This window comes from Ruminococcus sp., from assembly GCF_017549005.1.
Taxonomy (GTDB): Bacteria; Bacillota; Clostridia; order Oscillospirales; family Ruminococcaceae; genus Ruminococcus.
This window is the reverse complement of the sequence record NZ_JAFYYT010000036.1, coordinates 1-11,137: the sequence shown is the minus strand read 5'-3', so window position 1 is coordinate 11,137 and position 11,137 is coordinate 1. Positions and strand designations below refer to the sequence as shown.

Here is an 11,137-nt window from a genome sequence, read left to right as displayed (position 1 = left end):
GGCGGATTCGTCTAACAGGTCAGGACAAGAGGCTTTCAATCTTTAAATAGTGGGTTCGATCCCCCTATCCGTCACCAGGTAGTCGTCGTCTAATGGAAGGACGTCAGATTGTGGCTTTGAAAATGAGAGTTCGATTCTCTTCGATTACCCCACATGGGCAAGTATGCATAGCGGCGATTGCAGCGGACTGTAAATCCGCCACCCTTGCGGTAAACATCGTAGGTTCAATTCCTACCTTGCCCACCAATAATAATCTCCACCAGTTTTTGAGCGGAGACATATGGCGGATTCGTCTAACAGGTCAGGACAAGAGGCTCTCAACCTCTAAATGTCGGGTTCAACTCCCACATCCGTCACCAATGGTCGCATAAGCCTAACTGGTAAGGCAGCGGTTTGCTAAACCGCGAGTAATCGGAATATTCCGATGTCTGAGTTCAAATCTCAGTGCGACCGCTATAAAAACTTGAATTCAACATTCCCTAAATCTCCCCGAAGCGATTGGCAAATCGTTTCGGGGTAATCATTTATGCAGTTGTCTGTTCACAAATTAACCTTGAAAAACTGCATTTTTTCAGTTATAATAATTGAAAAGAGAGATGTTGGAGTTGAGCAACATAGTAATTCTTGTTGGCAGCATGAGAAAAAACGGCAATACTGCGCGGCTGGCGCAGAGCTTTGCAGAAGGCGCTGCAAAGAATAATAACGTGGAGATAGTGTCAGTTGCCGACTATAATGTGAATCCTTGCATAGGCTGCAACAGCTGTTTTACACGCGAAGGAAATCAATGCTTTCAGGACGACGATATGGCTAAGATATATGAAAAGCTGCGGAATACGGACATTGTTGTAGTCGCTTCGCCTGTTTATTTCTATGGTATCAGCGCACAGCTGAAAGCTGTCGTGGACAGGCTTCACATGCCTATGAGAAACACATTCCGCATAAAGAAGCTCGGACTTCTTCTTGTGGGAGCAGCAGAACTTCCGAATCTGTTTGAGCCCATAATCATGCAGTACAAAATGGTGCTGGACTTCTTTAGGCTCGAAAGCATTGGTACGGTGCTGGTGCGTGGAGTCAAGGACATTGGCGATATCGAAAGCAGTCCTGCGTTGAAAGAAGCGTATGAGTTGGGGGATTCACTAATATAGAAAGAAGGCGAAAGTTTTGGAATACTCCGAAGTACAAAAAATAGCAAAAGATACGATAGAATACATAAAAAATGTGCTCCATGCAGACATGAAGCTGACCGATGTGCGGCGTCTCTGCGAAGAAAAAATGCTCGCGCTGGGAGCTGATTCTTTCTGGTACTGGGACGTGGGAGCCTTCGTGTTTTCGGGAGACGAGACAACGGTTTCAGTTTCTGGCAGGGAGTATGTGACTTCCGACAGGCTGATTGCTGCGGACGATATCATAACTATAGACCTCAGTCCGCAATGCGGCAATATATGGGGAGACTACGCACGCACGATAATTCTCGAGAACGGCGGTGTTGTCGAGGATATAAACAGTATCCGCAATTCCGAGTGGCGGAACGGTCTGCTTATGGAGGAGGAACTTCACGCGGAACTGCTTCGATTTGCTGTTCCGCAGACTACCTTTGAGGAGCTGGATTTCCATATCAATCAGCTCATAACCGAACGTGGATTCATAAATCTTGACTTCCTCGGCAATCTCGGTCACTCTATCGTGAAGGACAAGAATGACCGTATATATACCGAAAAAGGCAACATGGCTCTGCTCTCGTCAGTGGGCTACTTTACGTTTGAGCCGCATATCAGCGTCAAGGACTCGAAATACGGCTACAAGAAAGAGAATATTTACTACTTTGCTGACGGAACACTGAAAGAGCTCTATTTTCAAAAGTTCAATGTCATCCTGTTTCTCTTTTACATATTCATAAGGAACTGAGAGATAAGGCTGAAAACGGTGAGATAGATTTGGATTTCTGCAGAGAGAAGATAAGGAAGTAGCGTATTATATCAAGTTTAGAAAACAATAATCTCGCCGTTATTATATTTACTCACAGTTTTAATGCTTCATATTGACAATACAAATGTTTGGTGGTATAATCTTAATATAAAGTTATTATATACTAACTGGTTGTATACAATTAAAGATGCCGTTTTAGTGCTTGGTAAGGAAAAACGGAGAATCACCTTAGAACTATACTCAAAATTCAGGAATCATGCGGGAGTGCCAGAGGTATTGATATAGTCGGAGAACTTGGCGTTTCAAAACCAACGGTCAGCATAGCTGTTCACGAACTTGAGAAAGAAGGATACATTGAAGGTATAAATGGTTCTCATATTATTCTGACAAGAAAAGGAATGAAACTTGCCAAAAAGATAAACGGAAGGTATTATTTTTTCTTTTATATGCTAAGATATCTTGGCGCAGGAGAAGAAAATGCAAAAAACGATGCATTTAAAATGGAGCATAGTATGTGCGACGAGAAAAGCACTTTTTGATTCAAAAGCATCCTGAGATCATATTACAAGAGAATAACAGATTTAAGGAGCTATTTTTTGATATTGTGTTTGCTGTAACTAACTGAATAAATGAATATGTGATAACAGTTTAATTCGAGAATGTAGTAAAAATTTATGGTAAAGCTGAGGAAACGCAGGCAGCAGTAGACAATGTGAGCTTTACCATATGTTCTCGCGCAGAATAAAGAAAATAGACATGGTCGAAGTGCTGAAAGGCATGAAATAAATATTAAAGGAGTAATTATTATGGAATTAAGATTAGGCGATGTGCAGACTACTGCACTTATCCCCCTTGCTGTAAAGGCGAATGAAACAATCAGAAAAAACGCTCGTGTCAAAGACAGGAAAGCAGTGGAGATCATAAAGGCACTGAATATTGATACAACTCCGTATGATAAGTTCATGTCTCATGAAGGAGTAATTGCGCGAACAATAATGCTTGACCGTCAGCTGAAAGAAATAATAAAAAAAGCGCCTGATACTGTAATTGTAAATGTAGGCGCAGGTTTTGACAACCGATTTGAAAGAATGGATAACGGTAATATACGGTGGTTTGATCTTGACCTTCCCGATTCTATCGCTGCAAGAAGAAAGGCTTTTCCTGAACGTGAACGTGTAACGATGATTGCAGGAAATGCACTGGAAAGCGACTGGTGTAAAACGGTACAGGAAGCGCTTGTGGGCAGAAAATCCAAGCCTGTTTTTGTTGCTGAGGGCTTATTTATGTACCTGACACTTGATCAGATCCGTACTTTTCTTGAAGTTCTGAAAAATAACTTTCCTGACGGCGGTATACTTATCGCTGAGCAGAACTGCAAGGCAATGCAGAAAAGCGAAAAGCATCACGATACAGTAAAAAATACAAATGCGCACTTCATGTCCGGCACTGATTCGGGATAGGAGATCGCTGATCTGACAGACGGTATACAGTTTGTGGAGGAACACAGCTTCAATGAAGAGATGAAGAAATACAGCATACGGGCAAAGCTTTTTGCTCTGTTGCTGCCTAAGATGAATGATCGCTGGGCAACGTTTAAGTGGTGAATCTATATGCAGAAATATACAGGCAAATACTGGATAGTTCTTGCGCCAATTGTCAAAAAATCCCTGAAAAAGCATTACGGAAAGGCGTTTGCAATAAGGACAATGGAAAAAGCAAGAACGGAATATCGTGAAATGCTGAATAGAGTTGATGACATAGGCGCTGATAATCCGATGGCCTCAAATATATATATGAGCTTCATATTTTTTGCTGTTTATCGAGCTGCAAAAGGAAGGATTACGGTCAGTTCGCTTAGAACTATTGCACATGAAGCAATAGAATGGAATGCTTTTGCTCGGCTCTGCCATGAAAAAGAGCACGCTTCATCATTCGGACGAGCGTCAGTAGGCTTCGGAAAAGCTGACAGAGTCGGTGCTTGACTTTACCGAGGGTATCGGCATTATCAAGACATACAACCTCATGGGCGACAAGTCAAAGGAGCTGACGGACAGCTTTGAACATAACTGCAAGGTTAACCTTGACTTTGAGTTCGACCATGCACCGTGGCAGACAGGCGTAAATCTTATCTATACTTTCGGAACGGTCCTTGTCCTTGCTGTATCTTCTTATTTCTATTTTTCGGGAGCTATGCCGCTGAACTTCTATATCGGTATGCTGCTGTTCCTGTTCGACCTTTTTGTTCCTATGAAGTCATTTTACGGACAGATCGCAAGACTGACAGTCATGAACTCATGTATGGACAGGATAGAATCGCTTTTTGCCGAAAAAGAGCTCGATGACAGCGGAGCTGAAATTCTGAAAAATATTTCTGCTCCTGAGATAGAATACCGAAATGTTACATTTGCTTATGATAAAAAAGATATACTCAAAGATATTTCATTCAGGGCCGACAAGGGCACGATGACTGCGCTTGTGGGACCGTCGGGCGGCGGTAAATCCACTATAGCAAGTCTGCTGCCGCGCTTCTGGATAATATCAGCATGGTATTTCAGCGCGTTTATCTGTTTCAGGATACTGTTTACAACAACATTGCCCTCGGCAGACCTGATGCAAGCAGAGAGGAGGTCATCGAAGCGGCGAAAAAGGCTCGGTGCTATGATTTCATCATGGAGCTGCCCGACGGCTTTGATACCGTCATCGGTGAGGGCGGAGCTTCTCTTTCGGGCGGTCAGGCACAGCGCCTTTCTATCGCAAGGTGCATTTTGAAAAACTCGCCTATTGTAATTCTTGACGAAGCAACAGCAAGCGTTGACGCCGACAATGAGAGCTATATCCAGCAGGCTATCTCGGAGCTTTGCAAAGGCAAGACTTTATTCGTTATCGCACACAGGCTCAATACCATTGTCGGTGCAGACAACATCATGGTCATCAAGGACGGAAAGATAGCTGAGTCCGGAAATCATGAAAGCCTTATGAAAAATAACGGCATTTATCATTCTATGGTGACAAAACGCGCAGTAAGTACCGGTTGGAGAAACTGAGCGCAGAAATGATTAATGGAAAAGAAATTTGAAGTCAAAGAACTGATAACTATCGGAATCTTCACTGCACACTAAAATGAAATGAAAAACCAGCTTCTATATGAGTATTACGGTTATAGCGAAGGAGCTGTTTTTTCGAGGACTTGTTACATGATCATACTTCAACTTTTGTCTGAAGTGCCTTTTTCAGTGCAGACACTTTATTTGTTCTCTCCCACGAGAAATCAGTATCAGGTCTGCCGAAGTGACCGTAAGCGGCAGTCTCGGCAAATACAGGCTTGCGGAGTTCCAGCTCTCTGATGATTCCCCTTGGAGTGAAGTCGAACACTTCTGAAACTGCCGCCTGTATTTCTTCATCGGGAAGCACGCCTGTTCCGAATGTATTTACGTAAATTGACACAGGAGCAGCAACTCCGATAGCATAAGCAAGCTGTATCTCGGCGCGGTCAGCAAGACCAGCTGCAACGATATTTTTTGCAGCCCACCTTGCCGCATAAGCAGCACTTCTGTCGACCTTTGTGGAGTCCTTGCCGCTGAAAGCTCCGCCGCCGTGATGAGCAGCTCCGCCGTAGGTATCAACGATTATCTTTCTGCCTGTGAGACCGCTGTCGCCGACCGGTCCGCCGATAACGAATCTGCCTGTTGGATTAACAAGGACACGAACTTCGTCATTGAGCCATTCCTCAGGGATAATAGGCTTTATCACGTTTTCGATAAGGTCTTTGCGGAGCTGTTCCTGTGATACTTCCTCATCATGCTGAGTGGAGATAAGTACAGTGTCGATACCGACTGCCCTGCCGTCCTCATAAATGACGGATACCTGAGTTTTTCCGTCGGGACGGAGATATTTGAGCGTACCATTCTTGCGGACTTCCGTAAGTCTGTATGCAAGTCTGTGTGCCAGTGAGATCGGCAGCGGCAGCAGCTCCTCAGTCTCATTTACAGCATATCCGAAGATGATACCCTGATCGCCTGCGCCTATCTCGTCACCGTGCTCGTCTCTTACTTCAAGAGCCGAATCAACGCCCTGTGCGATATCGGGAGACTGCCTGTCGAGGAGGTTGATTATCTCGGCGGTATGACCGTCAAAGCCAAGCTCGGCGTGGTCATAGCCTATATTATTGATGACATTGCGGACTACCTTTTCTGTATCTATCTCGGCAGAGGAGCTTATCTCACCTGCGAGGATAAAGGTATTGTTCTTGAGGACAGTCTCGGCTGCAACTCTTGCATTGGGATCCTTTTCAAGGTATGCGTCGAGGATAGCGTCTGAAATTTTATCTGCCACCTTATCGGGGTGTCCCTCTGTAACTGATTCTGATGTAAAAATATACTTGCTCATAATAAAAACTCCTTAAAATTATTTTTAGACATAAAAAAGGGAAATGCAGAGCCTTGCATTTCCCTTGATCTTTATTTCTGCACACAAAGGCGCAGTCAGATAGCGAAAGTGCTGTTTCTCCGACAATTGACTATTCTATTGCTAAGCGAGAAACAACAACAGCAAATCTTTTTCATCGTGAACAGCTCCTTTCTTTGTGATGTTATTATTATATTGCAAATTTTCAAAAATGTCCAATCTCAAATATCTATAATCGGCTATAGGGATAAATGATACCCCTTGTTATACAGCGGCGTACTGCTCAATGAAGCTTTTCAGCGGAACACCTCTTTTTATACCGTCAAGCATTGCTTTGGCAGGATTTGTGTGCTCATGTACCCTTTCATACAGCGGAGAGAGCAGGACTTCCTCACCGAAACCACGTTTTTTAAGTCCGTCTGCTGCAAGGTCGAGTATTTTTGTGAGCTGCTTTTCAACTGCTTTTGTATCAATATATTCGGGGAGCTTCTGTTTTGACAACAGCTTTTGAAGCTCTAAGGCATTGAAGCCGTGAGAGTAGATAACGTCATCCTTTTCCAGTATCTCTTTAAGCTCGTAAAGCTTTTCCTTCAGACCTGTGTGGAATGCCGCCACTGTCAGAGCTTCCGAGAGCGGCTGACAGCAGGAGCTTCTGTATTCGATAGTTCCTCTGAATGTCAGGTCCTCGAATTTGAATGTCCGCAGATATTCAAGGTCGCTTATCTCCGGAACGAATGTTATCTTCTGATACTTTTCGCTGTCGAAGTATTCGCCCTCAACAGAGTCACGGGAGAAGAACTCATCTAAAGTCAGCGGCGTGAAATCTATGTATCTGCCGTCGCGCATTGTACAGTAAACAGACTGCGTACCTATATAGTCGATAAGCTCGTCAATGCCCGACACCTTTTTGCCGAACATTCCTACATTATGGGGATTATAGCCCTGCATACTGTGCTCCCACAGCATATTTCTCACGCAGAGAAAATCAGGATAATCGGGGAGATAGGAGTTTGCAAACAACAGAGCCTTGTAGGGCTCGAGAAGTCCGAAAACGTTGACAACGTCTGTGAGCTCATCATATCTTACATCGAGCTGCACCTGTGAGGCGCTGGTGAATGTACCGAAATCGGGACGTTCATGGAAACGCATTGCCACTTCATTTTTATGTTTGGGATAGGAGTGCAGATAATGATAAAGCATACGGTAGCGCTCATTCTGGATAGGCTGATTGTGGTTGATATCCGCATTGGGATTAACGCCCATACCTGTGAGAGTGTAGCCCTCCTTAGCAAATTCAGCATTGAGAAAGCGGCAGTAGTCCTCAAATCTTTTCTTGATCTCAAAAAGATCCACAGCCTTGCCGAAAGACAATTCAAGATTTGAATAACAGCAGTCAAAGGACAGTATATCGCCTGTTCCCTCATGCTTCGCAGATGTGATATTGCCGTTTGAATCCTTTCCCGACTCAATAAAGCCGAAGTTCTTTATGAAGCTCTCGGCAGTTTTAATGGAAACAGCCTCGTCAACAGGCTGTCCGCTGAGATTTACAACGGGCATTTCTATTTCCACTCCGATATAGTCGGGGCGTTCTTTTTTTGTCGGTGCAATATATTTGTCATAAATAGCTTGTCTGACTTCCTTTTTCATTTATTTCACCTCGGGAGATATGCTTTTAGGTATGCTATGACTATATTATAGTTTGTTAAATCTACTTTGTCAATATGATTTGTATGAAATTGTTATTGACATATTCTTTAGCTCGGTATATAATCATATTATATACATCAAAAAACTATGCAAACAGAATGAGAGAGGATAATATGCTTAATCAGTTTTCGAGGACACAGCTTCTGATCGGCAGGGACGGAATGGAAAAGCTTGCAAATGCCCGTGTAGCGGTATTCGGTATCGGCGGCGTAGGCGGATACGTCTGCGAAGCTCTTGTCCGCAGCGGAGTATATAAATTTGACCTTATCGACGATGACAAGGTCTGCCTGACCAATCTTAACCGCCAGATAATCGCCACAAGAAAGACAGTAGGCAAATACAAAGCCGAGGTCATGGCGGAGCGCATGAGGGAGATAAATCCCGATGTGGATATCCGCATACACAAGTGCTTTTTTCTGCCCGAAAATGAGAATGAGTTTCCCTTTGAGGAGTACGATTATATAGTAGACGCAGTTGATACCGTTACTGCTAAGCTTGCTCTTGTTATGAAGGCACAGGAGCTCCATATCCCAATAATCAGCAGTATGGGCGCAGGCAACAAGCTTGATCCCACGGCGTTCCGTGTTGCGGATATTTACAAAACAAAGGTCTGTCCCCTTGCAAAGGTAATGCGTATCGAATGCCGCAAGCGCAGGGTGAAAAAGCTGAAGGTCGTGTATTCCGAGGAACAGCCTACACGTCCCATAGAAGATATGTCCATATCCTGCCGCACACACTGTATCTGTCCTCCGGGAGCTCAGCACAAGTGTACCGAGCGTCGTGATATCCCCGGAAGTACAGCATTTGTGCCGTCAGTTGTGGGACTTATCATCGCAGGAGAGGTAATAAAAGACATATGCAAAGCGTAATTATCAGACAGGCCAATATCAGCGATATTGATACAGTCACAGAGCTTGAAAAGAGCTGTTTCCCTGTCTCGGAAGCCGCAGACAGAAAAGCCTTTGAGCTAAGACTGCAAAATTATCCCGAATGCTTCTGGCTTATTGAAATGAACGGGCAAGCCGTCTCCATGATAAACGGAATGACGACAAATGAAAAAAATCTGTGCGACGAAATGTACAGCAGCACAGATATGTATGCTGCCCATGGGAAATGGCTCATGCTTTTCGGAGTTGCAACAGCTCCCGCTTATCGGAAAAGGGGCTTTGCTTCACAGCTTATGGAACGTGTTACCGAAGATACAAAAAAGCAGGAGCGCCGTGGTATTGTTCTCACCTGCAAGGAGGAGCTTATCCCGTTTTACAGCCGTTTCGGATTTGTCAGCGAAGGTATATCCGATTCCGAGCACGGCGGTGCTGAGTGGTATCAGATGAGACTTACACTTCAACAGCATATATAGCGTTTACCTATAATCTGTAATGGATTTTTCGCATTGGACAAGCGGCAAAAGACAGGTTATAATATAAACATACCACACAGGAAAGGAGCTGTACAAATGGTAACAAGTAAGAAGTCCATACAGCACATTTTCCGCTCAGTGCTCATTTGTACAGAGCGGATGTGGAAAGCAGGACGATGTTGAAAATAGCAACATAAAGACCTTCCGTAATAATATGTGCCATAAAAATATAAAAAAGGTGATAGTTATGATAATAAAAAGTTCCATTAGCTTGCTGAAAAAGCTGTTTGAAAATGATATGTATTTCATTAGTACAGAAACAGGGAATGTGGAGTTTCGTCCCCGAACAGTTTCTAAAGATGACGTCATAACTGATACCGAAGAAAAATAACAAAACCGCCCGGACTTTCATCAGGTCCGGGCGGTTTTATCTGTTTGCAATGAATTAACGGGACAGTTGATTTTTCAACTGTCCCGTTCAGGTATTGAACTTATTACTATATACGTACACTAATAAGACAATGATATTATTCTCTTGAATTACGAACCAAGGCTGTAAACTGCAACGATCCGTCTGAACTAATGAAAGCTCAAACGGATCGTTGCTATATTTATGCTGTAACTGTATATCAAACTCCAAAGAGTAATTTGTCATATGCAGGGAACGGCCAGTATGTTTCAGATGTCACAACTTCAGCCTTGTCAGCGGCACTGCGGAGCTTTTCCATTGCAGGGAGCATAGTGTCACGGACAAATTCGGAAGCAGACATCGTATCGCTGATAGTTTTTAACTTTGAAACAGCAGCTTCAAGCTTTGTGGTTGCAGAGTCCATTTCATCAATGAGCTCTGAAAGCTGTGAAACCAGTGATGTTTCATACTTGCAGGCTACTTTTGAAACGCTCTTCTTCATTGAAACAGCAGAAGCTGTATCAGCTGCAAACTTTGCAACAGCGGGGATTATTTCCTTGCGAGCCATGTCTGTCATTGTAACAACCTCGATGTTTACTGTCTTGATATAGTTTTCGAGCATGATATCGCAGCGTGAGTATATCTCAGCTTCAGTAAAGATACCATGCGATGTGAGCATATCCACATTCTTCTTATCACAGATATAAGGCATAGCGTCGGCTGTTGTTTTCAGATTGAGCAGACCGCGCTTTTCAGCTTCTTTTATCCATGCGTCGTCATAGCCGTTGCCGTTGAAGATGATTCTCTTGTGCTCCTTGATAGTCTTCTTGATAAGGTCATGGAGTGCCTTGTTGAAGTCCTTGGCCTTTTCAAGCTTGTCTGCGAACTGCTTCAGCTCTTCTGCAACAGCAGCGTTGAGGTGAATGTTAGCGCAGGAGATGCTGTTGGAAGAACCAAGCATACGGAACTCGAACTTGTTTCCTGTAAATGCGAATGGGGAAGTTCTGTTACGGTCAGTGGAATCCTTGCTGAACTTAGGCAGAACATCAACGCCAAGCTGCATTTTTTCTTTCTTTGTACCGCCGTATGGCTTGTCGGCTTCGATAGCATCCAGAACTGCGGTGAGCTCGTCGCCGAGGAAGATAGAGATAACAGCAGGCGGAGCTTCGTTAGCACCAAGTCTGTGGTCGTTGCCTGCAGTTGCAACGGACAATCTCAGAAGATCCTGATAATCGTCAACAGCCTTGATAACAGCTGCAAGGAAGAGCAGGAACTGTGCATTCTCAGCAGGTGTTTCGCCCGGTGAGAGGAGGTTCTCGCCCTGGTCTGTG

8 protein-coding genes, 5 tRNA genes and 3 pseudogenes are annotated in these 11,137 nt (G+C 44.0%); 13 read left to right on the top strand and 3 right to left on the bottom strand.

Going from position 1 to position 11,137, the window contains the following annotated elements; all coding sequences use genetic code 11:
* The 11 genes and pseudogenes from IKW96_RS08615 to IKW96_RS08570 all read left to right on the top strand — a co-directional run.
* A tRNA-Glu gene (locus IKW96_RS08615) sits at positions 1 to 77 on the top strand.
* A 1-nt stretch (position 78) separates the two neighbouring features.
* A tRNA-His gene (locus tag IKW96_RS08610) sits at positions 79 to 152 on the top strand.
* 3 nt (positions 153 to 155) lie between these two features.
* A tRNA-Tyr gene (locus IKW96_RS08605) sits at positions 156 to 246 on the top strand.
* A gap of 36 nt (positions 247 to 282) precedes the next feature.
* Positions 283 to 359 (top strand) — tRNA-Glu (locus tag IKW96_RS08600).
* Between the two features lie 2 nt (positions 360 to 361).
* A tRNA-Ser gene (locus IKW96_RS08595) sits at positions 362 to 453 on the top strand.
* Between the two features lie 152 nt (positions 454 to 605).
* Positions 606 to 1,145 carry a flavodoxin family protein gene (locus IKW96_RS08590; RefSeq protein ID WP_296573214.1) on the top strand — a complete coding sequence of 180 codons (540 nt, stop codon included), beginning with the start codon at positions 606 to 608 and terminating at the stop codon, positions 1,143 to 1,145.
* A gap of 16 nt (positions 1,146 to 1,161) precedes the next feature.
* Complete coding sequence (locus IKW96_RS08585) at positions 1,162 to 1,905, top strand: M24 family metallopeptidase (RefSeq protein ID WP_296573211.1); 744 nt, start codon at positions 1,162 to 1,164, stop codon at positions 1,903 to 1,905.
* A 245-nt stretch (positions 1,906 to 2,150) separates the two neighbouring features.
* Positions 2,151 to 2,465 (top strand): annotated as a pseudogene (locus IKW96_RS14830) (metal-dependent transcriptional regulator); the annotation flags it as partial.
* A gap of 267 nt (positions 2,466 to 2,732) precedes the next feature.
* Positions 2,733 to 3,386, top strand: coding sequence for a class I SAM-dependent methyltransferase (locus IKW96_RS08580; protein ID WP_296573208.1), 654 nt, complete (start codon positions 2,733 to 2,735; stop codon positions 3,384 to 3,386).
* Positions 3,387 to 3,536: 150 nt separating this feature from the next.
* Positions 3,537 to 3,908 (top strand): hypothetical protein, encoded by a 372-nt coding sequence (locus IKW96_RS08575; RefSeq protein ID WP_296573215.1) that lies wholly within the window; start codon positions 3,537 to 3,539, stop codon positions 3,906 to 3,908.
* Positions 3,820 to 4,970, top strand: a pseudogene (locus IKW96_RS08570) (ABC transporter ATP-binding protein); the annotation flags it as partial. The gene IKW96_RS08575 and the pseudogene IKW96_RS08570, both read left to right, overlap by 89 nt.
* 154 nt (positions 4,971 to 5,124) lie before the next feature.
* Here the strand turns inward: IKW96_RS08570 and metK are convergent.
* Together metK and IKW96_RS08560 are read right to left on the bottom strand one after the other, a co-directional pair.
* Positions 5,125 to 6,312, bottom strand: coding sequence for a methionine adenosyltransferase (gene metK, locus IKW96_RS08565; protein WP_296573205.1), 1,188 nt, complete (start codon positions 6,310 to 6,312; stop codon positions 5,125 to 5,127).
* Positions 6,313 to 6,594: 282 nt separating this feature from the next.
* Positions 6,595 to 7,977: a glutamylcysteine synthetase gene (locus IKW96_RS08560; protein WP_296573202.1), complete on the bottom strand. Its 1,383-nt coding sequence runs from the start codon at positions 7,975 to 7,977 to the stop codon at positions 6,595 to 6,597.
* 173 nt (positions 7,978 to 8,150) lie between these two features.
* On the opposite strand from IKW96_RS08560, the gene IKW96_RS08555 reads away from it, so the two are divergent.
* Both IKW96_RS08555 and IKW96_RS08550 read left to right on the top strand, forming a co-directional pair.
* Entirely contained in the window at positions 8,151 to 8,906 is a 756-nt protein-coding gene (locus tag IKW96_RS08555) for a tRNA threonylcarbamoyladenosine dehydratase (protein WP_296573201.1), read from the top strand.
* Complete coding sequence (locus IKW96_RS08550) at positions 8,894 to 9,397, top strand: GNAT family N-acetyltransferase (RefSeq protein WP_296573198.1); 504 nt, start codon at positions 8,894 to 8,896, stop codon at positions 9,395 to 9,397. The genes IKW96_RS08555 and IKW96_RS08550 overlap by 13 nt, the downstream gene beginning before the upstream one ends.
* A 629-nt stretch (positions 9,398 to 10,026) precedes the next feature.
* Here IKW96_RS08550 and IKW96_RS08545 read toward each other — a convergent pair.
* Positions 10,027 to 11,137, bottom strand: a pseudogene (locus tag IKW96_RS08545) (glutamine synthetase type III); the annotation flags it as partial.